This window comes from Vibrio neptunius (genome assembly GCF_000967495.1).
Lineage (GTDB): Bacteria > Pseudomonadota > Gammaproteobacteria > Enterobacterales > Vibrionaceae > Vibrio > Vibrio neptunius.
On sequence record NZ_JXXU01000009.1, the window covers coordinates 1 to 24,723 of the forward strand.

27 protein-coding genes are annotated in these 24,723 nt (G+C 45.5%); 16 read left to right on the top strand and 11 right to left on the bottom strand.

Features of this window, described 5'->3' with window-relative positions; all coding sequences use genetic code 11:
- The first annotated feature begins 198 nt into the window (after positions 1-198).
- The 4 genes from TW84_RS03460 to TW84_RS03475 all read left to right on the top strand — a co-directional run bounded on the left by TW84_RS03460 (position 199) and on the right by TW84_RS03475 (position 4,546).
- Positions 199-786 carry a TetR/AcrR family transcriptional regulator gene (locus tag TW84_RS03460; RefSeq protein ID WP_045974291.1) on the top strand — a complete coding sequence of 196 codons (588 nt, stop codon included), beginning with the start codon at positions 199-201 and terminating at the stop codon, positions 784-786.
- A gap of 95 nt (positions 787-881) precedes the next feature.
- Positions 882-1,730 carry an alpha/beta fold hydrolase gene (locus tag TW84_RS03465; RefSeq protein WP_045974292.1) on the top strand — a complete coding sequence of 283 codons (849 nt, stop codon included), beginning with the start codon at positions 882-884 and terminating at the stop codon, positions 1,728-1,730.
- Between the two features lie 161 nt (positions 1,731-1,891).
- Positions 1,892-3,280, top strand: a complete 1,389-nt coding sequence (locus TW84_RS03470) for an SLC13 family permease (protein WP_045974293.1) — start codon at positions 1,892-1,894, stop codon at positions 3,278-3,280.
- A gap of 273 nt (positions 3,281-3,553) precedes the next feature.
- Positions 3,554-4,546, top strand: coding sequence for an Imm49 family immunity protein (locus TW84_RS03475; protein WP_240478136.1), 993 nt, complete (start codon positions 3,554-3,556; stop codon positions 4,544-4,546).
- A gap of 197 nt (positions 4,547-4,743) precedes the next feature.
- On the opposite strand, the gene TW84_RS03480 is transcribed toward TW84_RS03475, so the two are convergent.
- The 3 genes from TW84_RS03480 to TW84_RS03490 form a co-directional block, all read right to left on the bottom strand.
- Complete coding sequence (locus tag TW84_RS03480; protein WP_045974294.1) at positions 4,744-6,249, bottom strand: sensor histidine kinase; 1,506 nt, start codon at positions 6,247-6,249, stop codon at positions 4,744-4,746.
- On the bottom strand, positions 6,236-6,934 hold the full coding sequence (locus tag TW84_RS03485; RefSeq protein ID WP_045974295.1) for a winged helix-turn-helix domain-containing protein: 699 nt from the start codon (positions 6,932-6,934) through the stop codon (positions 6,236-6,238). The genes TW84_RS03480 and TW84_RS03485 overlap by 14 nt, the downstream gene beginning before the upstream one ends.
- 90 nt (positions 6,935-7,024) lie before the next feature.
- Positions 7,025-7,555, bottom strand: a complete 531-nt coding sequence (locus tag TW84_RS03490) for a hypothetical protein (protein ID WP_045974296.1) — start codon at positions 7,553-7,555, stop codon at positions 7,025-7,027.
- Positions 7,556-7,785: 230 nt separating this feature from the next.
- Here TW84_RS03490 and TW84_RS03495 point away from each other — a divergent pair, with 230 nt between their 5' ends.
- The 8 genes from TW84_RS03495 (at position 7,786) to TW84_RS03530 (ending at position 12,548) form a co-directional block, all read left to right on the top strand.
- Positions 7,786-8,037, top strand: a complete 252-nt coding sequence (locus TW84_RS03495; RefSeq protein ID WP_045974297.1) for a DUF3081 domain-containing protein — start codon at positions 7,786-7,788, stop codon at positions 8,035-8,037.
- A gap of 580 nt (positions 8,038-8,617) precedes the next feature.
- A complete protein-coding gene (locus TW84_RS23710; RefSeq protein WP_052707877.1) occupies positions 8,618-9,112 on the top strand; it encodes a hypothetical protein in 495 nt (164 codons plus the stop codon).
- Positions 9,113-9,207: 95 nt separating this feature from the next.
- Positions 9,208-9,603 carry a hypothetical protein gene (locus TW84_RS03505; RefSeq protein WP_052707878.1) on the top strand — a complete coding sequence of 132 codons (396 nt, stop codon included), beginning with the start codon at positions 9,208-9,210 and terminating at the stop codon, positions 9,601-9,603.
- Between the two features lie 303 nt (positions 9,604-9,906).
- Positions 9,907-10,305, top strand: coding sequence for a GFA family protein (locus tag TW84_RS03510; RefSeq protein WP_045974298.1), 399 nt, complete (start codon positions 9,907-9,909; stop codon positions 10,303-10,305).
- Positions 10,306-10,383: 78 nt separating this feature from the next.
- On the top strand, positions 10,384-10,791 hold the full coding sequence (locus TW84_RS03515) for a GFA family protein (protein WP_045974299.1): 408 nt from the start codon (positions 10,384-10,386) through the stop codon (positions 10,789-10,791).
- A 135-nt stretch (positions 10,792-10,926) separates the two neighbouring features.
- A complete protein-coding gene (locus TW84_RS03520) occupies positions 10,927-11,418 on the top strand; it encodes a lysozyme inhibitor LprI family protein (protein WP_045974300.1) in 492 nt (163 codons plus the stop codon).
- A 176-nt stretch (positions 11,419-11,594) separates the two neighbouring features.
- Positions 11,595-11,960 (top strand): hypothetical protein, encoded by a 366-nt coding sequence (locus tag TW84_RS03525; protein ID WP_045974301.1) that lies wholly within the window; start codon positions 11,595-11,597, stop codon positions 11,958-11,960.
- 102 nt (positions 11,961-12,062) lie between these two features.
- Entirely contained in the window at positions 12,063-12,548 is a 486-nt protein-coding gene (locus tag TW84_RS03530) for a GNAT family N-acetyltransferase (protein WP_045974302.1), read from the top strand.
- Positions 12,549-12,653: 105 nt separating this feature from the next.
- Here TW84_RS03530 and TW84_RS03535 read toward each other — a convergent pair whose 3' ends face one another.
- Positions 12,654-13,010, bottom strand: coding sequence for a MaoP family protein (locus tag TW84_RS03535; RefSeq protein WP_045974303.1), 357 nt, complete (start codon positions 13,008-13,010; stop codon positions 12,654-12,656).
- Positions 13,011-13,202: 192 nt separating this feature from the next.
- Here TW84_RS03535 and TW84_RS03540 point away from each other — a divergent pair, with 192 nt between their 5' ends.
- On the top strand, positions 13,203-14,096 hold the full coding sequence (locus TW84_RS03540; RefSeq protein WP_045974304.1) for a LysR family transcriptional regulator: 894 nt from the start codon (positions 13,203-13,205) through the stop codon (positions 14,094-14,096).
- Positions 14,097-14,132: 36 nt separating this feature from the next.
- Here the strand turns inward: TW84_RS03540 and TW84_RS03545 are convergent, their stop codons facing one another.
- The 6 genes from TW84_RS03545 to TW84_RS03575 form a co-directional block, all read right to left on the bottom strand.
- A complete protein-coding gene (locus tag TW84_RS03545) occupies positions 14,133-14,714 on the bottom strand; it encodes an FMN-dependent NADH-azoreductase (RefSeq protein WP_045974354.1) in 582 nt (193 codons plus the stop codon).
- Positions 14,715-15,019: 305 nt separating this feature from the next.
- Complete coding sequence (locus TW84_RS03555; RefSeq protein WP_205622458.1) at positions 15,020-16,393, bottom strand: DUF1501 domain-containing protein; 1,374 nt, start codon at positions 16,391-16,393, stop codon at positions 15,020-15,022.
- A 10-nt stretch (positions 16,394-16,403) separates the two neighbouring features.
- Positions 16,404-18,197, bottom strand: a complete 1,794-nt coding sequence (locus TW84_RS03560) for a DUF1800 domain-containing protein (RefSeq protein ID WP_045974306.1) — start codon at positions 18,195-18,197, stop codon at positions 16,404-16,406.
- 78 nt (positions 18,198-18,275) lie between these two features.
- Positions 18,276-19,706 (bottom strand): sensor histidine kinase, encoded by a 1,431-nt coding sequence (locus tag TW84_RS03565; protein WP_045974307.1) that lies wholly within the window; start codon positions 19,704-19,706, stop codon positions 18,276-18,278.
- Complete coding sequence (locus TW84_RS03570; protein ID WP_045974308.1) at positions 19,690-20,361, bottom strand: response regulator transcription factor; 672 nt, start codon at positions 20,359-20,361, stop codon at positions 19,690-19,692. Before TW84_RS03570 ends, TW84_RS03565 begins: the two co-directional genes overlap by 17 nt.
- 109 nt (positions 20,362-20,470) lie before the next feature.
- Positions 20,471-20,674, bottom strand: coding sequence for a hypothetical protein (locus TW84_RS03575; protein WP_045974309.1), 204 nt, complete (start codon positions 20,672-20,674; stop codon positions 20,471-20,473).
- A gap of 153 nt (positions 20,675-20,827) precedes the next feature.
- On the opposite strand from TW84_RS03575, the gene TW84_RS03580 reads away from it, so the two are divergent.
- From TW84_RS03580 to TW84_RS03590, 3 genes are read left to right on the top strand one after another with little or no spacing between them, the layout of a single operon-like run.
- Entirely contained in the window at positions 20,828-22,192 is a 1,365-nt protein-coding gene (locus TW84_RS03580) for an AlkA N-terminal domain-containing protein (RefSeq protein WP_045974310.1), read from the top strand.
- Positions 22,189-22,671, top strand: coding sequence for a methylated-DNA--[protein]-cysteine S-methyltransferase (locus tag TW84_RS03585; RefSeq protein WP_045974311.1), 483 nt, complete (start codon positions 22,189-22,191; stop codon positions 22,669-22,671). Before TW84_RS03580 ends, TW84_RS03585 begins: the two co-directional genes overlap by 4 nt.
- Complete coding sequence (locus TW84_RS03590) at positions 22,671-23,036, top strand: hypothetical protein (protein ID WP_045974312.1); 366 nt, start codon at positions 22,671-22,673, stop codon at positions 23,034-23,036. Before TW84_RS03585 ends, TW84_RS03590 begins: the two co-directional genes overlap by 1 nt.
- 76 nt (positions 23,037-23,112) lie before the next feature.
- On the opposite strand, the gene nhaD is transcribed toward TW84_RS03590, so the two are convergent.
- Positions 23,113-24,546, bottom strand: coding sequence for a sodium:proton antiporter NhaD (nhaD, locus tag TW84_RS03595; RefSeq protein WP_045974313.1), 1,434 nt, complete (start codon positions 24,544-24,546; stop codon positions 23,113-23,115).
- Positions 24,547-24,723: the final 177 nt, after the last annotated feature.

Genomic DNA, 24,723 nt, shown 5'->3' on the forward strand with positions numbered 1-24,723 from the left:
CAATGTGTCTCCTTGTCGAATACTGAGAAGGTAGCAATCATTCCAATAAGAGTTTGTAATCAGTCCCTCGAAAAGGGGGAAATCATACTTATTTAGTCCTTTTGGTGTGTGTCCTGAATTTAGAATTTATAGCTACTTATCGATTGCAAAAAAGTACGAACGTGCTAAAAATAATAAGAATAAATAAGTGAGAGTAAGATGAGCAAAGGTAAAGTAACCCGAGACAATATCTTGAGTAAGGCATTTGAACTGGCGAGTGAAAATGGGCTGGAAAGCCTGACGATCGGTGAATTAGCTAAGCAATGTGGGATGTCTAAAAGTGGTTTGTTTGCCCATTTTAACTCCAAAGATAACTTACAGATCGCGGTTTTGGAGCATGCGAACCTGATTTTTACCCAACGGGTGATTACGCCAGCGAGAGAGCAAAGTGCCCGTAGCCAAGAGCAGAAGATTCGGACCCTGTTGGATAACTGGCTGGGCTGGAATCATTCTTTTCAGGGCAGTTGCATGTTTTTGGATGCATGGAAAGAAACCAACTCAGAAACGAATCTAACGCAGAAAGCGCTGAAAAAAACCATCGCAACTTGGATAGAATACTTGCGAATTCAAGTGGCGAAAGGGGTCGAAAATGGTGAATTTCATCAGGATCTTGAACCCAAACAGGCCACTTTTGAATTGTATGGCTTGTATTTAAGTGCTCACCTGTTTTATTCAATACACGGGGAGCAGGAGAGCTATCAACATTTCTGGCAAGGCGTTGAACGCATGATAACAAGCTGGAAATAAGCATTTGCAGGCTGAGTTTAGGCTCAGCCAATAATTTAACTAAAAATAGCACGGTCGTTCGCTTTTGTAAGGCGGACCCGAAAAGGATAACGACCATGAGTGAGAAGATTTATTTTAATACCTCGAACAAGTTTAGTGTTAAGAAGAGTTTGGTTAACCTGACGACACGCTTACACCACACATTGGCACCAAGTCATGCAAAGCAAACGGCGCGTAAACTTCTATTAACACCTGCGAGAACCAAGCCAAAAAATGCTCAACCTCAAGGTTTAGTTATAGGTGAAGTCCAATCTAAAGAAGGACCACTTAAAACATATCAACTTGGTCAGGGCCCAGTTTGGGTACTGACTCACGGCTGGTCTGGTACGGCGAGCCAATTTTTTCCACTGATGGAACATATTGCGTCGCAGGGATACACCGCACTGGCTTACGATCATCCCGGGCATGGTGAAAGTGGTGGCTTGTACGGGCATATTCCGGCGTTTGTTCATGGCTTGGAGGCAATTCTTGATAGCGTGGATGAAGTGGCGGGTTTAGCGGGGCACAGTATGGGTACCGCTTCGGCGATTGAGTGTCACCATCAGAAACTGGTCGACAAGCCATTACTGCTTATTGCTCCGGTATTGGACTACCTGGATAACCTGTTTGGCAGTGTCGCCCGTTCTGGCTACTCGGTGCGTTTGTTCAGTGCGGTGGTGTCGGAAGTGGAAGAGCAATACCGCTATCCAATTCAGTCGATTGACCCTTACAGCAAGCTCAAGTTACGTCAATCGAAAACCATCATAGTGCATGACGAAGGAGACAAATTTACCAAGTTCTCTGTATCGCAGAAAGCGGCGCAGGAGATGGATAATGTCACCTTGGTGGCGACTCAGGGGCAAGGGCATGGGAGAGTAATGAAATGCGCTCAAGTCATGCAAAGTTTTGATGAGTTGATTGCGTAGTAGACAAATTGGTTATAAATAAAACTCCTTTTATTTCATTATGTTAAAAACCTTAACCATGTTTTTGATATGGTTAACAATTTAGAAATGAAAAGTATTTCCTCATGCATATCTGTGGGACCATTTGCATTGCCATCTGGCCCTCATGAGGAAATATAATAATGAATAGAAATGATAGTGTTCCATTGCCCACAAATACCCGGGAGTGGCTGTTAAACCGCAACAGTCTGATTGTTCTCGCCAATATTGTCTTATTTGCAACGCTTTACCTGACACTGCCCTTCGAACCTCAGGTCGTGCTTGGTCTTAGCATGCTAACGTTTGTTGCCATTCTTTGGCTGACTGAAGCGTTGCACGTTACCGTTACCGCTATTCTGGTGCCCGTTATGGCGGTTTTATTTGGTGTGTTTGATACTCAAACGGCCCTAAATAATTTTGCCAATTCCATCATCTTCTTGTTCCTTGGTGGTTTTGCATTAGCTGCGGCGATGCATCGTCAGGGGCTAGATAAAGTCATTGCTGATAAAGTGTTGATCATAGCTAAAGGCAAGATGAGCGTTGCCGTCTTTATGCTGTTTGGTGTGACGGCTGCGTTGTCCATGTGGATCAGTAATACGGCGACCACAGCGATGATGTTGCCGCTAGTGCTCGGTGTCTTGAGTAAAGTCAATTCCGAAAGTGGTCACAAAACTTATGTATTTGTCCTACTCGGAATCGCTTACAGCGCCAGTATCGGCGGTATCGCGACCATCGTTGGCAGCCCACCGAATGCTATTGCAGCGGCCGAAGTGGGGCTGAGTTTTACAGATTGGATGCGCTTTGGCCTGCCGACTGCCATCATCTTGCTGCCTATCGCTGTCGCAGTCTTGTTCTTGGTACTGAAGCCAGACCTGAACGGCCAATTTGAACTTAACGATGCTCCAGTCAACTGGGATAAAGGTAAAATTGTCACCTTAGGTATTTTTGCCGTAACGGTTTGCCTGTGGATTTTCAGTAAGCCAATCAATGCGTTGATTGGTGGTTACGCTAAGTTCGACACGGTTGTCGCTTTGGGTGCGATTGTCGCGGTTAACTTTGCTCGAGTAGTGCATTGGAAAGATATCGAGAAGACGGCAGACTGGGGAGTACTGTTGTTGTTTGGTGGCGGTATCTGTCTTAGCAACGTACTGAAGGCAACCGGCACTAGCGTATTCTTAGCCAACGGTTTGAGTGAATTGATTTCACACCTAGGCATCTTCTTTATTGTTGCGGTGATTGCTGTATTTGTGGTCTTTCTGACAGAGTTTGCTAGCAACACCGCCAGTGCGGCGCTGCTTATCCCCGTATTCGCCAGCGTGGCAGAAGCGTTCGGATTGTCGCCTGTGGTGCTTTCGGTATTGATCGCCGTGGCGGCCTCTTGTGCCTTTATGCTGCCCGTTGCTACTCCGCCCAATGCTATTGTATTTGGCTCGGGTCACGTTAAGCAAAGCGAAATGATGCGTGTTGGCCTGATCCTCAATATCGCGTGTATTGTCGTACTGACCTTTATCGCCATGACATTCTGGGCATAAGTCAACGAAGTACCTCTCTTAAAGCCTTGAGCGTATCTTGGCTAGGCTTTTCCCTTAAAAATCACTGCCTCTCGATAATAAGAGGCAGTGATTTATCTCCTTGATTGTATAAAGTTAGTGAATGCTCTGACTTATGTGATTCATGTCTTAGCTCTGACCAGAATGGATTGAAGATTGTTCAGTAAAAAGTAGCATGCGGCGTTTTGTAAAATAAAACGCTTAGTTGGTTTTGCAACAGCTAAACGTGTTACGAGCAAACTTAGGAACAACAGCATGTCTATGTACGATTTTTCCCAACATTATTTTCCAGAACGATTAAAAGAGTCTGGCGCGCTAGAAGGTCGCCCTCAGGACCTGATAGTTCAAGTACATCGCCGTATAGAGACGTTTAATTCATTAGGCAATGAACGATACCCTTTTGTTATGGAGCGTGTTGCCTACAAGTTGGTTGGGTATGCAGTTCAATGTGAAATCTTTGGTTGCGCACATCACCAAGTAAAGTGGCTACTGAAAGAGGCGGTTAATGCCTACCGTGCGCACTTTAATATGGAGCGTCTGCCGGGTAAGCAAGTCACTTTTGAACTGTTTGGTAAGACTCGCCGCGCTACCAGCGAAGAAAAGTCACACTATACACGTAATGCTCTATGGTTAAATGCCGTCTGTCTTGCTGAGTTGGTCGGCGATAAACCAGCCCTGGCAGATTTATTGGCTTACCCTACAGAGAACTTTCTAAACGTGGGCAGCATTTCGCCCGTTAAAACAACGGTTCATTTTGTCGACCTAGTTAAAACGTTTTTTGGCCGAGAGCAGGATACTCAAGTAAAAAGTGACGTTTTCAACCGCTATAATGCTCTGGCTCAGCCAGGTGTAATTACATCAATTGATACGGAATTGGCTGAAACTTATGCTTGGTTTATGAAGATACCGCTTTTTCAGCTGGTCGGTTATTTATGGGGTGCTCAGCAGGAATCGTTGGAGGACATCGTTCAAGCCGCGATGCAAGCTAACTACGATTACTTTAGCGAAATTGCACCAGAGCCTGGAGAATGTAAAGGAGAAGATTCCCTTGAGCTTAATGATCATTATGCACGATTGCATATTCATATACTGGCATTTTTACGTGTTATTTACCAACAGAAAGGGCAAGTCGTGGATATTAAATCACCATTCTTACCTTTGTGGTTAATTAAAGGCGAAGGCCCTAGCCTAGCAATGCTCAATCAAGAGCCACCTGTTTTCGACTTAGCTATGTTTCAGCATAAGTGAATAAGAATACCTGCCACCTAGAATATGGGCACTAGGTGACTGGTAGTGGGCCTGTTTATGGTTAGTTGCAGTAAGGTGTGTGTCCCAAATCTATTGTGTGTCCCAAATCTATTGGTGTGTCCCGAATCTAGAATCTTGGAATCTATTGGTGTGTGTCCCGAATCTATAGAATCTATAATCTATCAATTATTTCTTAATTATTTTGCCCTCTTCAACCTAACGTCCACTTTTAAGCCCTTTTGGCGGTAGAGAGTCGAGTTACAGAACTTAACGTCACCAGACATTTTTGCTATGGCGCTGGTGACGAAACTTAGCCCTAATCCATTGCCCTCTGTTGAGCGACTCGCTTCCTGTCTGAAGAACTTTTGCCCGAGCTTAGTTAAGCTTTGCGCTTCCACACCGCCACCCTGATCAGCAATGGATAAGATGATGTGATCATTGTCGGCATACGTAGTGATTTCAATGCATCCTTCTACTGGTGAGAACTTGGCAGCGTTATCGATAAGATTGCAAATCACCTGAAACAGCAGCTCATCGTTTGCCATAACTTGTAAATCGGGCCCTAGGTTTAGCGTCAGGTCGAGTTGTTTTTCTTCCATAACCGGCTCATAAAGCTCTTGGACACTATTGATGACGGTGCTGATATGATTGGTCTGGATGTCGAGTGTTTCACTACCTCGTTCAAGGCGGTTGATTCGCAGCAGTGTATTAAAGGTGTGAACCAGCTTTCCGAGTGTGATTTCCAAATCAATCAACTGAGGGTTTTCAGCCGCTAACCTTTGCACTTTGTTGTACACCGCGGTGATCGGAGTACGTAAATCATGGGCAATGTTATTTGCTTGCTCGCGTGTGGTATTGACCTGCTCTTCAATGCTATCTAGCATCAAGTTAATCTGTTGGCTGGTTTCTGCGAGTGGGCCACTAAGTTGATCAATTTCAATCCGTTGTTTAAGGCTGTTGGTCTGTTGAATTTTTTGGCTGGTGGCATTGATGTCGGTCAAGCGTGCTTTGATATTACGTAGCATCAGCATGGTGACCAGATAACCCACCACCAGAACGGCCCCTATGCTCATCAATAGTAAGTTGATCGTGTTGGTAAAAGAGTCGAAGTAGTCCAAATTGAGTGAGATATACATCACTTGCCATTGTGATTGGCTAGGTAGCAGTAGCATGATGGTCGTGTCATTATTGATCGGATGAGCAAGTGCAGGCTGCTCAACATCGGGGTTACTTCGCAGCAGTTCGAGCATTTTATGTTCGGCTTCTGCATCGTCTAAGCCGCTGAAGGTGATTCCAAAACGTACCTCAGATAATGAAAGTGCGTCGGCGTCTTGATCATCATGTGCAATCATGCCGAGCTCATCAAGTAGAGAGGCTTCACCTGCAGCCAGCTCCCAATCTTGTGGAAAGAACTCTTCACCGAGCACGTCGCTGAGTTGTTTATTGCTGACGATAGGACCAAGTTGATAATAAAACAGGGGGTTACCTTCCTGTCGAATCAGCTCTTTCAGCACGATCGATTGCCCTTCGTCATACCAGAGGTCTTCGACCATTCGAGCTTCTGACTCCAGCAAAGGATAGGCCCCCACATCGAGCACCCAGCTGCTGAGTTCTTTTTTGGCAAACAGAATGCTCAGAATTCCGGCCATCACCAGAACGCCATAAAAAGAGAGGAACTTTTTAAACGGATCAGTCAGGAACATCGTTTTTTACCTGAAGAATATAACCCGCGCCACGCACGGTATGGAGTAGGGGAGTGTGGCCATCAAGGTCGATTTTCTTTCTCAATCGACTGATATGAACATCGATGACATTGGTTTGCGGGTCAAAACTGAAGCTCCAGACTTTTTCCAGTAACATGGTTCGGGTGATGACTCTCCCTGCATTGCTCATCAAGTACTGGAGGATCTGAAATTCTCGATTGTTAAAGCTTATTTCTGTGTTGCCACGTTTTGCCTGACGGGATAACAAATCCAGCTCCAAATCGTCGATCACTAACACCCTGCGATCGGATTTGTCAGTCGTCGCTCCTGCTCTTATCGCAAGTAGCTCAACTCTAGCCAGTAGCTCTGAAAAAGCGAACGGCTTCACCAGATAATCGTCGCAGCCATTGCGTAGCCCGTTAACTCGTTCTTCAACACTGTCCAAGGCGCTGAGAATGAGGATAGGTGTCTCTTTACCGCTGGAACGAATCGCTTTCACCATTTGTAAGCCATCCACTTCCGGCATCATGCGGTCGGTGATGATGACATCGTAGTCAGACTGCATGACACTGATCAGGCCCAGCTTGCCATTTTCAACCACGTCGATCTGATGACCACTTTGGGTAAAGCTTTGACGCAAAAAATCGGCCTGTTCCTGATTGTCTTCAACGAGTAATAGTTTCATCTATGGGTTCACTCACTGCTTTGCCCTGACGGTGGTCAGGGCTTGAGATATCATCGACTTAATATACGCTGATGATCAAATAATCTTAAATTATAGTTCTGCCATGTTATGCATTTCGACATGCTCGTCATACATTTCCATGTCATCCCAAGACTCTGGGCTAATAGAAGTGACTTTGAGTGTGTTGGCGTCGATTTGGAGCATCGTTGCTTCCTCAGCGTAAGCTTTGTCCATGATCATCACTTGATAAACGACACCGACCGGCTGATATTCTTTAAACGCTTCGCCAATCTGTCCACGAAAGTTGTTCTCTACAAAGGTCAGAACGTCCAGCAGGTTGTATTTGGCGGAGCGGGTGTCGACCACCTGACTCGCACCGCCTTGGCCATCGAGTTTGACAAGCTTCGGCGGGTTGCTTTCCTCGACCTGAGCCACGTATTGGTCTTTGCCATTTTCATCGACCGCTAAAGCGATGTACTCATACTTAGCTGGGTGTTCACGTTTGATTTGCTGCAATGCTTCGACTGCGCTGACCGCAGGACCGTGTTGAATCTCGTTCGCCATCGCTGGCGTGATCATGGTGAGTGAAAGACAAATGAAAGCAATGGATGATTTGAACATAATGTAATCCTTGTTAGGTAGTGGATGTTGTGTAGACCGAAACAAGATTACGTTGCAGACCTTAACCCCTTCTAACCTGAACATTACAAATAATTCATCTAACTGATGATTTGTTGCAGGCTAGACAGTGAAAGAATAATTGCTCAACTTTTGACTTCGCTCAAAGTCTGTTATGGCGAAAAAGAGACGTGCTACTCATACTTAAGGGGTATAAATACGGAGTGCAAGTGATGAAAAATGAACTCGACCCGACCAAGATACTTCACGCGTATGAGACGGTGATGTCGAACGGGACGCCGACTGAATATGGCAAGATGTATGAAGGGATAGAAGCCTTCTCCGACTACGATGGGTACAGTGTGTATTTACGTGGTAACGGCGTTGAGCTTAAGATCGGCTTCCACAATACCTATCATTTGGATTACGATCAGGAGCATCTGCGTGACTCCTTCCTCAAGAAAGTCGCCACACTCGCAAAGTAATGTAGCAATGATACGGAAGGCCACGAAATTGAAGTGATCCATCAAGTGGGACAACTCGGTTAAGTGGCTTGTAAGGCCTGACTTCGATTCAATCGCAGTCAGGCTTTTTCGTTTTGCCATGAAGCGATTCGTCATTTTGGTGTGTGTCCCGAATCTATCGCCCGAATCTATCGGTGTGTGTCCTGAATCTATAGTGTCAATCTATCAAATCTAACAAAGTACTGATTTCTGAACAGTTAATCGGCCTGCGCGCTGAAAGCGTTGACTCTTCTGAACCCCAGCGATATCCTGCAAAAGCACTGGCAAAATCCAGTGCCAGGATTGAACCCCTGCAAAAAAACACTCAACACATAGTTGGCAATTGAAAGGTTGCCTATCGCTATGTGAGCTTCGGCACATCCGTCGAAACTCGAATTGCTTGCTTTTTGCGCAATTCGACGCGGTATTACGGTGGGCTGGGCGAGGCAGCTTCGGCTGGCCGTTTCTGAGTGTTGCGGTAGGTTCAACCTTGTTCAGTTCACCACCCTTTATTATGGGGTCTCTGTGTGGTGATGGAAATGTTTTCCTGTTGGAGGTTACCATGCCAAAGCTCACAGCTGATCATGTTCTGAAAGTCCTCAATTCTATTTGCTATCGCATTCACACCGAGCCTGAATCGATTCGCTCCCATATGCGTGATTTATCGACGCTGCTCAATGGTGCTGACCCTAAACAAGCGTCCAAATATAGCTGGCTCGAAGCGTTTATTAGACAAGCACAACTCAACCGCTTCACTGAGCACTGTTCCCCATCTCCTAGCACTCCCGATCTTTGTTTAATCAAGATGCAGAACCAAAATGCGTATAATTTATGTTTTACCCAAGATGTCGATCAATGTATTTGTCGTTTGCAGTCTTTGTGTGCACAACCGATTGAGCTGGTGGCGCATGGGAAGGCGAAACTGAGCCCAGATGTGCTGCTTGAGGTACTGTCTGAACCGCAGATCCAGAAGAACCGTTGGTTTCCATTGAGCGATAGTCAGCGAGACGGCATCGTGAAAACGCTTAAGCCAGAGCAAAGCCTTATCTCGCGTTGATTGGGTATCAACAAGGAGGTGTGGCATCATAGACTTGTGGAGAATTGTGGTGTGTGTCCTGAATTTAACTGCTGAATTTAGAGGAGAATTTGAACTTGAAAACAGTTTGCATTGCACTAAGTATGTTGCTTGTTTCTTCGTTTGCATCTGCAGCCAGCGTCCCTAGTTTTGAGGGGCATTATGAGCGATATCACAATGACCAATTGGATACTGACACAGCCTTTATTGATTTAACTAAGGTGGATTCGAACACATATGAACTATCAGGGACATCAGTTTGGGTCGGTGACTCTTCCTCCGGTCTTGTAAATTTTGGAGAAATCGACGGTGTCGCAACGTTAAAAGGCAATCAAATAGACTATGACGCTGACGGCTGTACTCTCCGCATTTTATTAGATCAAGAGACACTAGTAGTGAGCAAAGACAATGGTTGTGGCGGGTTAAATGTCTCCTTTAATGGGACCTATCTGAGGCTCTCAGAGAGTCAGTAGCTGTATAAAAAAACGTTCGTACTTGTGTGCGCTTGCCCAGGATAGGTTGCTTGCTTTTATAGGGTCTGTCTTTGGTGAGTGGAACCACACCGATAAGAGAAGCTGGCTTTTTGCTGGCGATATAACTGAACTCAGGAACGCTGCAAACCAGTTTTTTTGGTGTGTGTCCCTAATCTACTAATCTAGCTATTTTGGTGTGTGTCCCTAATCTAGATTCTATAAGGTTTTAGAACAGAGCTAGATGCTGGTCACTACTTAACGCGGCGTTAATCGCTATAATGTTTTGATTTTATGAGGAATATTATGATGTTAGGAAGTTGCCAATGTAAGTCGGTTCAGTTTAGAGTAACAGGTGATTTTAAGCGCATTGTAAATTGTCACTGTACATTGTGTCGAAAAATGAATGGTGCAGCATTCTCAACTTATGTTGCTGTATTGACGACTGATTTTGACCTGATTAGTGGCAATTTGGTCTCTTGTGATGTCACAGAGAATGCGCGTAAACATTTCTGTGGGCAATGTGGTACTCCAATTTTCAATTCAAACCCAAGATACGCCGGTTTAAACATTCTGCATTTAGGTAGTCTCGATACGGAGTCTCCGCAGGAACTTAAACCAGAGGTCAATATTTATGATGAGTCAAAAGTGAGCTGGTTAGACTATCTCTCTGATTTACCCGCGTTCAAAAAAGCAATGAGCTGAAGTATAAGCGCATTAAAGGCAACGTTCGTACCCCACGCGCGTTGGGTGCTCAGCCCAAAAACTCACTAAGGAAAACAGATGTATAAGGGAAGTTGTTTGTGCGGTTCAATCCAATTTGAACTTGATGGTAATGTAACGGATATTATTCACTGTCATTGCTCGTTGTGTCGCAAAGCAAGCGGAAGTGCTTACGCGACGAATGGTTTCATTAATGCTCAGGATCTGAAGTTAACAGACAGTGGTGAGACGCTTACCTTTTATGAGAGCAGCGAAGGGAAGCGAAAGTACTTTTGTAAAGCGTGTGGCGCCCCTATCTATAGTTCAAACGCTAAATCTCCTGAGTTATATCGTCTCCGTTTAGGGGCACTAGATAGTGAAATAGCAGAACGCCCTATCTCTCACAATTTTGTGACATCAAAAGCGAACTGGGAAGACCTAAGTGCGGAATTACCCCATTACGAGAGGCATGAGCCCGGGCGAAAGTAGAGTGTAAAAACTCGCCCCAAATTTAAGTCGTCTCTTAACACTTAGCAGTTTTGGTTTATATCAGTCTGAGTGCTTACGATTTAAATAAGGCGGTATACGCTAGAAAGGCGATATGTTAATCAAGGAAAGTTAAATATGAAGCTATTTAAGCTACTTGTTCCTTTACTGATGTTTCCATTTTCACCCTACGCTCAGTCATTTGAAGAAAAGTCAGTAGAGAATTTTTTAACCCTAAGTGAATTTTCATCTGTTGGTGAATTTGAACAATATATTGATACCTATGTACAAGATTGTTTAGATCATAGCTATGGTGGCTCCCTTTCGGTGAGATGTTTTATCCGTTACGAAGTTTGGGATCGGGAACTGAACAACTATTATCGACGCCTTTATAGAAGCTTAAGCGTAGATGGCAAAGAGCGTTTGAAAAATAGCCAGTTATCATGGTTAAAAACGAGGGATACGGTGATTGAGTTTAATAGCTTTTTACTGGATCAAAGATATAAAAACAAATCTGGTACTATGTACATCGCAATGAGAGCAGGGGATGCAGATCAAGCTATAAGTCCAATGATTAAACACAGAGCATTACTGCTTAAGTCTTGGTTAGCGGCCCAAAGTCAACATTAATACAACAAGCCATTGCAGTTGTTATTCAATACTTAGCGTATTTGGATTAGTTTAAATTTCGGTCTTTGGCCGCTGTATGGTTATTCAGCGAGAGTGCTTTCGTAACCTCATTGGTTGTCTAGCTCCCTGCACAAACGAATATATTATCAAAATAGTTAACTTATTGAGGAATTATAATGAATAAGAATGAAGTTAAATCTCGATATGAAATATCAACGCCGAGTTATGGTGATGGGTACAATGTGTCGTTGAAATTAGGCGGTGAGACCTTGTTGGTTGGGCTTATCCCTAATAAAGAAGACGCGGCGACAAGGATTGATCAGATTAGACAATTTGGTAGTGCTGAACTGAATTTCTATGTATTGGAAATGGAAGGTGAAGAGTGTTTTTATTTTAAGTTGAGCATGAGTGACAAGTTATATCGAGGGGATATTTTGGCTTCAAGTGATATGTTCGATTCTAGAAGTGACGTGGAAGCTTTAATTAAAAAGGTGATGCGTGAATCTCAAACCACGGTGATTATTGATTCTACTGAAGTTTGAAACGTCCATCAGCAATAAGCCAGCGTTTAGTATTGGCAATGACTGTTCACTGAAACCGTTGTGCTGCGGTTGGAGCTGGCGATATGTTCTAGGAGAAAATTGATGATTAGGGAAATCAAAAAAGCAGACTTTGAGCAATTTTGGCCAACATTTTCAGCGGTGATTCAGGCTCAAGAGACCTACGCTTTCGACCCAGATATGACGCTAGAACAGGCATTTATCCTCTGGTGTGAAACGCCATTAAAAGCCTTTGCGTTCGTAGAGAATGACGTCGTTCTGGGCACGTATTACATCAAACAAAATGCAATGGGTCCAAGCAGTCATATATGTAATTGTGGGTACATGGTTTCAAGTCAAGCGAGAGGTAAGGGCATTGCTCGCCTTATGTGCGAACACTCTCAGGAAATGGCGTTGGAGCTAGGTTTTGACGCAATGCAATTTAACAGCGTCGTTTCGACAAATGAAGTCGCCGTGAAGCTTTGGCAGAAACTAGGGTTCCGTATCATCGGCACCATACCACACGCTTATAAACATGCCCTTCTGGGTTTGGTTGATAGTTATGTTATGTATAAATGGCTACGTGCATAACAAGTCAGAGGACTCGCAATGCGAGGCATTCTATTGATGCAAGGCTCTATTGGAGCATGAAAGGCGGCCAATAATTATTGGCCGCCAGTTGAGATGCCTCGACTGTTAGTCTTCTTCAGCTAGGCTGACATCTTCAGAATAGTCTTCAGTGGCGTCTGGCTTACTGCGACCATTGAGAGTGTGGAAACGCTTACGACCACGCGCTAACTGTACGTACTTGAGCCAGACTCGCTCTAGTTTGGATTTGGCTTTACCAGGGTTTTCTATCACCTTAATAAAGTGCTTTTCCTCGGCGTTTTCTGGTTCCAGAGTTCCCATTTCCAAACCCTGCATCGTATCCCCATAAAGCGTTAGGATTTCCTCTTCTGCAAGCGTAAAATCTCCAGACTTAGCAAATCCTCGTGGGAACTTTGTGTTGTCATAAAAACGTTTTTTGCCGTGACGAAATAGAGTGTCAGACATTGTGGTAGCCTCTATAAACCTACTTGGTTGAACTAAAACGAAAAGTAGGCGTAAATTTAACAAAAGAAAAACAAAACCTTTTTATCGTCTCAATTAAACACTTTTATGAAGGTTAGGTAACAGTTTGTTGAATGGAAAACAAAGTGAAACCGATGAATACTAACCTTTCATTCTCTGAACTGAGGTATTTCGATGGACGTCAAAGTCTTTAAAACATTTTTAGAACTGGCCAATGTGCGTCACTTCGGACGTGCAGCCGAGAACCTATACATTACTCAGGCAGCGGTGAGTGCACGGATCAAGCAACTGGAAAGCTATTTTGATACTCAGTTGTTTATTCGTGATAGGAACAACATCAAACTGACGTCCTCTGGTGAACGTTTGGTGAGCTATGCCGAAGTGATGGTCGCAACCTTGCAACAAGCAAAGCTAGAGCTGTCATTGGAAAGTGGCAAGGGGTTGCAACTAACGATGGGGGGAACCCCAAATGTCTGGGATGCCTACTTGCAAAACTGCCTGAGTATTGTCACGGATTCGTTTGGTGGTTACGGCTTTATGGCTGAAGTGATGGGGCGAGAGGCTCTGAATCGCTGCTTGCAAGAGAGAACACTGGATATGGCGTTTGCGTTTGACCAGATTAAAGCGGATGAATTGCACTGTAAAAAGGTCGCCGATATCGTTTTGGTTCTGGTCTCAACACAAGAGCAAACGTTAGACAGTGTATTTGAAGATAAGTATGTTTACGTCGATTGGGGAACCAAGTTTGCATCTGAACATGCTGAGCGACATCCTAAAATTCCAGCCCCTTATTTGAGAACGTCAACCGCGCGGATTGCAATGGATTTCATTCTTGAAAAGGGAGGAAGTGCTTACTTACCTATCTCATTAGTTGAGCCCTTTATTGCCAGTGGTCAACTGTTTAAAGTAGCGGGTGTTGAGGATTGGTACCGACCTATCTACCTAAGTTACCGTAAAGCGAGCTCTTCGGTCGAAGCGATTGGGCAGGTAGAGAAATTGGTGAAAGACATTGACCCGATCACGGCGTACTCATTACAACAAATGGCGGATTTGCCGATCGATGAATAGACAAAGCCCTCAGTTGAGGGCTTTATGGTTAATGAGTTACACCAACTCAGTCAATTGCTTCAGTGCATCTTCACGTGCTATGGCTGCGGTATCTTCGCCCATGTTAAGTGCTTCAGCGTAGACAAACTCAACATCGGTAATGCCAATGAACCCCAGCATTGTGGTCAGATAGCTTTCGATCGAGTTGCGTGGAGAATCTTTGTGTAGACCACCACGAGTGGTCACAACAATCACTCTCTTGTTCTCGATTAAACCCACAGGGCCAGTCTCGGTGTAAGAGAAGGTCACGCCAGCACGAGCAATCAGATCGAACCAGTTTTTTAGCTGAGTCGGTACCATGAAATTGTACATAGGTGCACCGATGACAAGGGTATCTGCGGCTTTGAGTTCGTCAATCAACTGGTTAGAGATCTCCAGTATTGCTTTAAGCTCATCTGACAGATCATTACCGTCGCTGCGCAGTGCGGTTGCAACATTCATATCAAGTACCGGTAAAGGCGTTGCGGCCAGATCGCGTTGAATAAGGTTTGATTTGCCTTCAAGCGCCTGATCGATCAATTGGTTTGATTGAGAGTGAGGGCCCAGAATGCTGGATTTAACAACAAGTGTATTAGTCATAATCATGTTTCTCGTCTAGTCAGGCTGGATTCAATCGAGCCCTGGTGTCTGTTGCTATTGAGTTTAGGTTCAAGCACGGCGAGAAAAAATCCACTCTCTTCGAGCGAGACATTCGAAATTTTTGAATGACTTTGTTGCATCGATAAAGCGGATTATTTTGAGGTTTCGTTTAACCAATGCACTCATCACGAGCGGCTTGATCTCGTGGCAAGAAATGCGAATAAAGCGGCTGTGTTGACTGACATATGCTTCAATCACAGCCTTATTAACCGTTACTGCTTGCAGCATGCGCTTTATTGGGAACGTTAGCTCGTAAACATCCCATTTAGTGTTGGGAAGTTTTTCAGGTTAGGGAAGATCTCGGACAGGATATTTTCCGATACGCCCAACCAACTTCCGAATGCGGCAGCGTACTGGTCAACCGACGTCGTTGGGATCAGCCGGCCGTTTCCTGCATCCTGGCCGTGGCCAAGTGTTGGAGGAGGAACCGTACCTAAAATTTGTCTGCCCTGAACGGCACCACCGACAACAAAATGATGGCCACCCCAGCCATGATCGGTGCCATCATCGTTGACGGCAAGTGTCCGACCAAAATCAGATGCCGTAAACAGCGTGACTTGTTTTTCCAATCCGAGTTCCTGTAAAGCAGCATAGAACGCGGTGATCGCTTTACTCAATTGTTGTTGCAGTTGGGGTAGGGTTGTTGCTTGATTAGAGTGAGTATCAAATCCACCAAGTCCAACAGAGAACAGTTGCCGAGATACCCCCAATTGATGTCTGGCTGCCATAGTGTTGGCGACACTCTGTAGCTGAGTGCCCAGCTCGGTATCGGGAAAATGAGTACTAAGTTGGATATCTCGCGTGGCGCGGTTGTAGCTTTGGTTGGCATCAAAAGACTGGGTCATTTTGCTGGCCAGATCTTGTTGGATCGGGTTGGCCGAAGTGAAATTGGCAGAGCGAAAATGTTGGATCAAATGCGCTCGCAATTCGTCGTCCGTTTCTTCTATCAGCTCGGGTTGTATTGCTTGACCACCCTCAACCCGATACGGGTAACTTTTGATGCCAGTGAGCATTAACTCTCCGGCATCTGTAGAGATGTTATTGAACGGCGTGTTGGGTGTTGAACCTAACTGAATCAAGGCATCACTCATACGCCCTCCCCAGCCATAGCGGGCACCTTCTGGTGAACCGGACATCCAAGTTGATTGCTGATCATTGTGGGAAAATAGCCTTGCGGGTTGAAGATCAGGAACCTTAGCGAAACGGGTGGCATCAGTCGGTTGTATCAAAGGGCCTACGTTGGCCATGATCGCTGCATTGCCTCGCTCATACAAGGCGTGAAGTTCAGACAACTCAGGTGGTAGAGCAAACTGCTGGCTGCCTTGGACATTGCTAAGTGGCAGGAGATCGTTTCTCGAACGTCTTGTTGTCGGGCTCATCAAAGCACGACGAATGCTCGCCCAATGGTTATAGTTTTGCTTGTCATATGGGATGACCACATCGTGGTTATCCATGCCGCCGTAGAGGAAAACGCACACTAGGGCTTTGTAGTCGCCAGTTGTATCGGCTTTTGCTACAGAGCTGCCCAGAGATGTTAGCAGGCTGGCGAAGGAAGTCATACAAGGTGTCACTGCGGCTGTAGCCAGACTGCCTTTTAGAAATTTTCTCCGATTCATCATCTAATCTTCCCTATCGTTGAAACAAGTAGTCTGGTGAGGTCATGACCATCAAGATTGCAAGTTGTACGCGCATCAATCGATCTTCTTCCTCTTCCAAGTAGTCAATGGCCGTTGCGATCGAACGCTTGGTCTCGTCCGACAAGCGATGGCCTGTCAGAAGTAGGTCAAGGTGTGAGACCAAGAGGTTAGGCTGGCTAGCAAGCTGATATTCATGAGTGTAATAGGCGCGAAAGCTTTGCTTAATTTGCGCCCGACTGACCTGTTTTCCTTCCTCTGCCAGTGATGCTTGTTCGTCATCAATATCTTCTTCCATTAAGTTATTGAAAATAAAGTGAGTGAGGAAATTGCTGTAACCAGACAAGCTGGATGCATTGATAAGCTGCATTTCCGGTGCAGTGAGACCCATTTCCGCACTCTTACTGCCCGGAGGCACGTACCCTGGGCGGAAAAAATTGAACACAGAAGGTGAGCGATACGGATGCTGTGAGAGGGCCTCAACGCCTTCCGTTGACCAGAGGTCGAGTTTAAATTGTGGGGTGACTTGTCTAATCTCAAACGCTCGTGCCCACTGGGTAAACGCCAACAATGGCTCTCTAATTTTTCCGTGATGCAGTGAGACTGGTCGTTGGGCTTCGGTATCAAAAAGCACAGCTGCTAAGGTCGCTTTCAGATCGCCTCGTTGTCGACTACCAACGATTTGTCCATCCGGTAACATATACCAGCCAGCGTCAAAGGTATCCGCCACTCGTTTGACATAGTGGGTGGAAGGATTACTGGTGGTAAAACGTTTAATGAGCTGAGTACTGAAAAAGGGGGCGACATTGGGGTGATGAAAGATATGATCAAGAGCTTGTTGTACCGATTGTTCAGCTGACGTGTTGGCCGCTATGGTATAGCCAAGAAAGTGTTTCTCCTCGCTAGAGTGGTATTGACGACGAATGGTCATTGGTTTTGGAGCAGCGTCCATCCATGCTTCAAAGCGCTCTTCTTCATCAAAGTGAGAAGGAACATTGAGATCAAAGCCGGTAAACACCTTGGCTAAACCCGTAATATCCAGATTGCTGTAGGCTTCTATCGCTTTCCCCTGATTGTTGATCTTTTCGCTACCATCTTGATTGAGGAGTGTGACGCCAATCGTGAACAATTGCAGTAGCTCTCGGGCATAGTTTTCATCTGGCATTCGACCTGTTGCCACGTCTGCTTTCTTGCTGCCCATATAAGTTAAGTAGTAGCCCATGGTTGCAGAATAGGTGATGTCACTCAGCAACTGGCGAAAATTGCCAAAGGCATGCTTGATTAATAAATCTTCATAGCTTGCAATGGCTGTCGGAGTTTCTGCCAGTACTTCCCCACCTTTTGTTGAAACGACAAAAATTTCGGACAGTGCAAAGGCCATTCTCTGGCGAAGCTGATCATTCGCCGTGATCGCGTTAGTCCAGAAGCCGAAGGTGGGAGATTCCAAAACGAAAGCATTGAGTTCTTCACCATGATCAGCATGAGCAATCGCCAGTTGAACGTGAGGCATCAAATAGCTAGGCTGAGTATTGAGTTGATTGATGAACCACTGCGATTGGCTTTTCTTGCATAACGCGTTGATATCTTGGCGCTTTGCACCAAACGTTACTTGATTTAAAAAACTCACTGATTGAGAAATTTGATCGGTTTGACATTGCCAATAGGCTTGATTTTGATCCACAGAGGACATGATTGAGCTTGCAGCTTGTTCACCTTGCGCGCTGTGGCTGGTTACAGTGAACAAAGCGCTAATCACTATTAACGTCGAGATTGGGTAAAACTTCGACACGGGCGAATACTCCTTTCCATGAGGCCAGAAAGGAGTATAAGTATCTGGTGTATGACTTTGGTTTACATATCTCAGGCACTAACCATACAAATTTGTATGGTTAGTGGAAAATTGGATGTTAAATACTGTCCCTGGCGTGTCAGGCAATAGAGTGATGGAGGCACCATGAAGATGAGCGATACTTTGCACCAAACTGAGTCCCAACCCATTGCTGGCGTCGCTGCGGCTGAGGTCAGCGGTATAAAAACGTTCAAAGATCCGCTGTCTGTGTTGATCAGCGATGCCCGGGCCGTTATCACCTAGCTGGAGGACCACTCCCGATTCTGAAGGTTGAAGGTGTACCCAGACCTGACCGTTGTTTTTGCTGTACTTTACGTTGTTTTCGAACAAATTGATCATCATCTGATTGAGTAATTCTGCATCACCCGAAACGCTGATTGCGGGCACAATGGCACTGGTGAGTTGTAGATTATGATCCTCAAAAACCGGTTGATAACTGTCGACGAGATTTTCAATCAACTCAGAAAGGTTGATATCGGTAAAATGAGATTTGCGCTTGCCCGAGTCAATCTCACTCAGGCGGAGTAAGCTGTTAAAGGTTTTTAACATAGCGGCGACTTGCGATTGGGCTTTTTCTATGTGTTGTTCAGCCCCGTCACTGTCCATCTGCATCAGCTGTAATTGATTCGCGAGTCGAGTCAGTGGCGTTTTTAAATCATGTGCGATACCGACCGTAACGTCTTCGATATTGGTATTGAGGTGCTCTATCCTCTCCAGCATTTGATTAATGTTTTCAGACAAACGATCGAATTCATCTGTACTTGTGGAGACAGGCAACCGCTCAGTGTGATGGGTGCTGCTAATGGTCTCCAGATTGTCTGAGAGATCATCAAGGCGTTGGTATACTTTTCGACTGAGTAGATAAGCGATCAATACGGATAACGGCAACGCCGTCACACAGACCCAAATTAACCCTTCAGACATAGTTTCGAGAATCGATCGGTAATCTAAGCTGGTGCTGGCTCCGACCACCAGAACAAAATCACTGTTGAGCTTGTGTTGCAGTGTTCTGATCTCATACACCGCGTCAATTAGCTGATCTTCTTCATCAAAGTGAGAAACATCGAAAGTGTACCAGTGCCATCCAGAGGGCGACTCGCTCAGTGGTGTAAAACCATAATCTTTACCGTGTGCTCTAAGATAAACCACATACTGATTTCGTTGCATTCTCTCATGCCAAAATTCTGGGTCATTGAGATCTTCGAAATCCATATCAAGCTCTTCAATCAGCCAATCTACGCCATTTTCTGTCGTTTCTTCTACCAACCATTGATAGGTATCGCTTTGCTCTTGCTTATCCAACTGGTTGGTATTGTATAAAAATGTGCCACCGATAATACCTAATAGGATCAGAGCTGAAACAAAGAACAGTGCAGAAGAAGTGAGTGTGTATCTGAAAACAGAGGAACGCCAAATGTTGGCAACAGCAGGCTTAGAACGAGAGGACATAGCCAGCTCCGCGCACCGTTTTAATCAGTTCAGTATTGAAGGCTTTATCGACTTTGTGTCTTAGACGGCTAACATGGGTTTGGACCAAACTGGTGTTGGGGTCAAACTGAAAGCCCCAAACTTGTTCCAGCAACATAGTCCGGGTGACCAATTCACCTTGATTGACCATCAGCAATTCCAGAATCTGGTACTCGCGTGGCAGAAGATCGAGTTCTTGACCTGAATGACTCACTTTGCGGCTGATTTTATCCAGCGTGAGAGGGCCAGCGGTTAGCTGAGTAGAGGTTGGGTTGACGGGCTGGCGGCGTGCTAGTGCTTTGACGCGAGCATTTAACTCTTCGAAGGCAAAAGGTTTAACCATATAGTCATCGGCACCAGCTTCAAGGCCAGCAACGCGATCACCAATGCTGTCTTTTGCAGTAAGGATAAGAATCGGAGAATGCACCTGGCTTTGTCTGAGTACGCGTATGGCGTCAATGCCATCCATGCTAGGCAGCATGCGGTCAAAAATGATGACATCGAAAGACTCACTCGCGGCGCGAACGAGTCCGGTTTTCGCATCAGGTTCGTGACAAAGAGAGTGGCCTTGTTCTGTTAAGCCTTTATGTATGAACTCAGCAATCTCAGTGTCATCTTCAACCAGCAGCAATTTCATGTGTTTTGTATTCCTTCAATCCACTGTTTACATAAATTGAATCAATGAATGAAGGTTGCGTCCACTTATTTGTGTGATTGAAGGAGCGTTCCTGAAGTGACATTACATATTACAAGTCCATCAGGCTTTCAATCGACTCCTCAATCGAGAGATTGTGATAAGAGCGTATAGTCTGACCATCTGTCGCATCAATCAATATAGTATTGATTGCTGACTGGCCATGCTGTTCAATGACGTTCAGGCTCTGTTCGACGTTGTCATACGTTAGGGTGAGATTATCTTTTAGCACTATAGTGCAAGTGTGCAGATTCATAGCCAACTTCCTTATTATTTGTATCGACTGCATTCTAACTCTAGAAGAGTTTAAACTGATAGCAAATTCGATTAACTTCCGAAAATGGCTAGTATTAAAAAGTGAGCCGATTAGACTCGCGGTAAGAGTTTGAAAGATGTCGGGAAGAAGAATGTGAACGGATTGTCATCCATATCATTGCAAGAGTGTCAAAGTGCTCGTCAGGCCAGAGATGCACGTTTCGATGGCCGTTTCTATGTGGCGGTAAAAACCACAGGTATTTTTTGTCGACCCATATGCCCCGCCAACTTACCCAAGGAAGAAAATGTTGAGTACTTCGTCGAAAAAGCGCAGGCGCTTCAAGCGGGTTATCGGCCTTGTTTGCGTTGTCGCCCAGACAGTGCGCCAAGTTCTTGGGCTTGGAAAGGGGTGGAAACGACGTTTCTTCGTGCTTTGAAAATGATTGAGCAAGGCGAGTTACAAACGTCTAGCTTGGTTGAGTTGGCCGAACGTCTTGGCATTAGCGATCGCTATATGAGACAGCTGTTTCAAGACCATCTTGGGATGGCGCCAAAACAGTACGCGCTTTACCATCAGTTGATGTTTGCTAAACAACTGCTTCATTCCAGTTCCATGTCGGTGACGGATATTGCGTTCGCGAGTGGGTTCAACAGCGTACGTCGATTCAATGATGCATTTAAGCAGGTTATTAAGCTGACCCCGACTCAGGTCAGAAAAGATCAGGCTGTGTCTGTGGTAGAAAGTAGCTACATCGACCTCGCGTTTAAAGGACCTTTAGATTGGCAACACATGCTGGATTTTTACCGCCTGCGAGCTATTGACGGATTAGAGCATGTTAGCGACGAACGTTATCAGAGAAAGTTTGAGATTGAAGGGGCGAACGGTTGGTGTTCGATTCGCTATCTTAAGCCCGGAATTATGCGCGTTGAGTTTGAGTTGTCTGATACCCGTCGCCTCAAAGCCTTAGTGAATCAATTGCGCAGAGTGTTTGACCTTGATACGGATATCTTGACCATTGAACAGACATTGAATGCGGTCAATCCAAACCTAATATTGCGTAGTGGAATTCGTATTCCCGGAGTCTGGAACACTTGGGAAGGCGGTGTTCGTGCCATTTTGGGCCAACAAGTGTCGATCAAGGCCGCCATAGGGCAACTCAATTTACTCGTTAAAACCTTACAACCCAGAGGTGTGACACATTTTCCCACACCACAGGAAGTGGCCCTTGCTGATTTATCTTTTTTACGTATGCCGCAAAGCCGCAAAGAGACATTGGCCCGTTTTGCGCAGTTTATGGTAGAAAACCCCGAAGCGAGTCTAGAACAATGGCTTGATGTCAAAGGTATTGGTCCATGGACAGTTAATTACGCACGGTTGAGAGGAGCCTCCGATCCCAATTGCTTCCTAGATGGTGATTTGGTCGTCAAAAAAGCCCTGCATCAGTTCCCTGAACTGGATGCTGAACGCGTATCTCCATGGGGGAGTTATGCCACATTCCATTGCTGGAGCCACGCATGAACAAGAGTTACACCTATTTAAAAACACCGCTTGGGCAGATGACGATTCAGGCTAATGAGCAAGGTTTGTTAGGGGGTTGGTTTGAGACTCAGACCACACAACCTGAAAAGTTAGGCAAAAACGATAAAGAACATCCTATACTTATTAAAGCAATCAAACAGTTAGACGAGTATTTTGCTGGCCATCGACAGGCATTTGATCTCCCACTAGCAGCACAAGGAACGGTATTTCAGCAGCAGGTGTGGAAAGCATTAACAACCATACCTTTTGGCGAGACTTGGAGTTACCAGCAGTTGGCCGATGCGATTGGTAACCCAAAAGCCGTGAGAGCGGTGGGGTTGGCAAACGGTAAGAACCCGATATCTGTGATTGTCCCATGCCATAGGGTGATTGGTAAGAGCGGTAAGCTAACCGGCTATGCGGGCGGGCTGGAACGGAAAGCAGCATTGTTAAAAATAGAGCATTGGGAACCTGAGTAATGCGGTTAGAAAAAGGATTATTTTCCTTGCTAGTAATGCTTTTGCTGCAAGGGTGTTTTGAAGAAAAACTTGATCGAATGATCAACAAGCAAACCTATGAGTTTGAAGGGGTATATGAAAATCTGTATACCCAGGATTTATTGATGTTCAAAGATGCGATGGTCACGATCAGCCGGGTGGGTGCGCCTGATGTCATCAAATCTTTTGAGGTCGACGATAATTTCCTGACCATAACCATGCGCAATAACTCCAAAGAAAAACGTGAAGACATCGTTATGCGCATTCATGGTAATAATGAAGCATTGACGTGCAGTGTTTGTGCAAGATACCAGCTTGCTAGTGTGTGGCAGAGACGATTGGATTAACTATAACGAGTGAATCGGCCATTGAAAAGGACAGCCTTCGGGCTGTCCTCTTTACATTGAATAATGCTCAGGAAATTTAGAATAACGCTGAATTAAGCATTAAATGGAGGGCAATACTCACGGCGTAACCTATGGCTATGACGGGGGCCCATTTTAGATGGCCAAAGAAGGTATACTTGCCATGCGCGGCTCCCATAAGCGCAACCCCGGCCGCAGAGCCAATGGAAAGCAAACTACCACCAACACCTGCGGTCAGCGTGACCAATAGCCAGTTACCCATCGACATCGTTGGTTCCATGGTCAGGACGGCAAACATCACCGGGATGTTATCGACAATAGCAGACAAGATCCCCACCATAACATTGGCCCAGATTGGATCCCACTGGGTGTACATTACCTCAGAAACCAATCCTAAGTAGCCGAGTAAGCTCAAGCCGCCGACGCACATCACTACCCCATAGAAGAAGAGTAACGTGTCCCACTCGGCATGAGAGACTCGTCTAAACACATCGAACGGGACAACCGAGCCGAGCCGTTTCAGCGCCGTGTCATCACGATTGGCAATCGCAAGGGCTGCTTTCTTATGGAGCGATGCTTTAAGAGTCTTACGCAAGAAAAACCCGAAAAACTGTAGATAAGCCAGCCCCATCATCATGCCAATGACAGGTGGGAAGTGCAGCACAGCATGGAACGCAACTGCAGTCGCAATTGTCAGTATAAACAACCCGACAATCCGGCGGGCACCACGTTTTAACTCTACATGCTGGTGGACGACATTCGGTGTCGTACTTGGCACAAACATCGACATGATGATGGCAGGGACAACGTAGTTGGCAATGGAAGGCAAGAACAAAGGCATAAACTCAGAGAAGGAGACATAACCTGCCTGCCACACCATCAATGTTGTGATATCACCAAATGGACTGAAGGCCCCGCCAGCGTTGGCCGCGACCACAATATTAATACACGCCAGATTGATAAATTTAGGGTTGTCTCCCGCGACTTTCATCACAACCGCACACATCAACAAAGCCGTAGTCAGGTTGTCGGCAATCGGAGAAATAAAGAACGCCAGAATACCGGTTAACCAAAACAACGACTTGTAATTAAAACCTTTTCCGACCATCCACGCTTGCAACGCATCGAACAGCCGCCGCTCTTCCATCGCGCTGATATAGGTCATGGCCACCAGTAAGAACAGCAATAACTCTGCGTACTCGAGTAGGTTGTGTTCCAGTGCTGATTTGGCAACTTCGATATGACCATGTTGCGAGTAGACATAACCAATCATGGCCCAGATGAGGCCCGCTGCTAGCAGGACAGGTTTGGACTTTCGAAGCGAGAGGTATTCTTCCAGCATCACCAGCGCATAGGCACAAGTGAAAATCAGGATGGCCACATAGCCGATGGTAGATTGAGTTAAGGGCAACGTTTCTTGAGGGCTGTTGGCGGCAAAAGTCGTAAAGGGAAGTAATACAAGGGCGACAAAAGCGAGCCACTGCAATTTCATACTTTCACTCCTTGAAAGAAGATGGTTGTTATGGTGGAGCCATTCTAAAGAGGTTTTGACTATGGGTATGTGAGATAGGTTTGATCTGATTGAATTGTCGTCAGTTTTTAACCGTCAATGCCAGTGATATCAAGCTGGTTATTCGACATTTTAGACATTGATATGCACCAGTATTAC

What these genes read in the sequence shown, in the direction of transcription:
- TW84_RS03460 (WP_045974291.1), top strand. Translation starts at nt 199, where the DNA reads ATGAGCAAAGGTAAAGTAACCCGAGACAATATCTTGAGTAAGGCATTT.
- TW84_RS03465 (WP_045974292.1), top strand. Translation starts at nt 882, where the DNA reads ATGAGTGAGAAGATTTATTTTAATACCTCGAACAAGTTTAGTGTTAAG.
- TW84_RS03470 (WP_045974293.1), top strand. Translation starts at nt 1,892, where the DNA reads ATGAATAGAAATGATAGTGTTCCATTGCCCACAAATACCCGGGAGTGG.
- TW84_RS03475 (WP_240478136.1), top strand. Translation starts at nt 3,554, where the DNA reads ATGTCTATGTACGATTTTTCCCAACATTATTTTCCAGAACGATTAAAA.
- TW84_RS03480 (WP_045974294.1), bottom strand. Translation starts at nt 6,249, where the DNA reads ATGTTCCTGACTGATCCGTTTAAAAAGTTCCTCTCTTTTTATGGCGTT.
- TW84_RS03485 (WP_045974295.1), bottom strand. Translation starts at nt 6,934, where the DNA reads ATGAAACTATTACTCGTTGAAGACAATCAGGAACAGGCCGATTTTTTG.
- TW84_RS03490 (WP_045974296.1), bottom strand. Translation starts at nt 7,555, where the DNA reads ATGTTCAAATCATCCATTGCTTTCATTTGTCTTTCACTCACCATGATC.
- TW84_RS03495 (WP_045974297.1), top strand. Translation starts at nt 7,786, where the DNA reads ATGAAAAATGAACTCGACCCGACCAAGATACTTCACGCGTATGAGACG.
- TW84_RS23710 (WP_052707877.1), top strand. Translation starts at nt 8,618, where the DNA reads ATGCCAAAGCTCACAGCTGATCATGTTCTGAAAGTCCTCAATTCTATT.
- TW84_RS03510 (WP_045974298.1), top strand. Translation starts at nt 9,907, where the DNA reads ATGATGTTAGGAAGTTGCCAATGTAAGTCGGTTCAGTTTAGAGTAACA.
- TW84_RS03515 (WP_045974299.1), top strand. Translation starts at nt 10,384, where the DNA reads ATGTATAAGGGAAGTTGTTTGTGCGGTTCAATCCAATTTGAACTTGAT.
- TW84_RS03520 (WP_045974300.1), top strand. Translation starts at nt 10,927, where the DNA reads ATGAAGCTATTTAAGCTACTTGTTCCTTTACTGATGTTTCCATTTTCA.
- TW84_RS03525 (WP_045974301.1), top strand. Translation starts at nt 11,595, where the DNA reads ATGAATAAGAATGAAGTTAAATCTCGATATGAAATATCAACGCCGAGT.
- TW84_RS03530 (WP_045974302.1), top strand. Translation starts at nt 12,063, where the DNA reads ATGATTAGGGAAATCAAAAAAGCAGACTTTGAGCAATTTTGGCCAACA.
- TW84_RS03535 (WP_045974303.1), bottom strand. Translation starts at nt 13,010, where the DNA reads ATGTCTGACACTCTATTTCGTCACGGCAAAAAACGTTTTTATGACAAC.
- TW84_RS03540 (WP_045974304.1), top strand. Translation starts at nt 13,203, where the DNA reads ATGGACGTCAAAGTCTTTAAAACATTTTTAGAACTGGCCAATGTGCGT.
- TW84_RS03545 (WP_045974354.1), bottom strand. Translation starts at nt 14,714, where the DNA reads ATGACTAATACACTTGTTGTTAAATCCAGCATTCTGGGCCCTCACTCT.
- TW84_RS03555 (WP_205622458.1), bottom strand. Translation starts at nt 16,393, where the DNA reads ATGATGAATCGGAGAAAATTTCTAAAAGGCAGTCTGGCTACAGCCGCA.
- TW84_RS03565 (WP_045974307.1), bottom strand. Translation starts at nt 19,706, where the DNA reads ATGTCCTCTCGTTCTAAGCCTGCTGTTGCCAACATTTGGCGTTCCTCT.
- TW84_RS03570 (WP_045974308.1), bottom strand. Translation starts at nt 20,361, where the DNA reads ATGAAATTGCTGCTGGTTGAAGATGACACTGAGATTGCTGAGTTCATA.
- TW84_RS03575 (WP_045974309.1), bottom strand. Translation starts at nt 20,674, where the DNA reads ATGAATCTGCACACTTGCACTATAGTGCTAAAAGATAATCTCACCCTA.
- TW84_RS03585 (WP_045974311.1), top strand. Translation starts at nt 22,189, where the DNA reads ATGAACAAGAGTTACACCTATTTAAAAACACCGCTTGGGCAGATGACG.
- TW84_RS03590 (WP_045974312.1), top strand. Translation starts at nt 22,671, where the DNA reads ATGCGGTTAGAAAAAGGATTATTTTCCTTGCTAGTAATGCTTTTGCTG.
- nhaD (WP_045974313.1), bottom strand. Translation starts at nt 24,546, where the DNA reads ATGAAATTGCAGTGGCTCGCTTTTGTCGCCCTTGTATTACTTCCCTTT.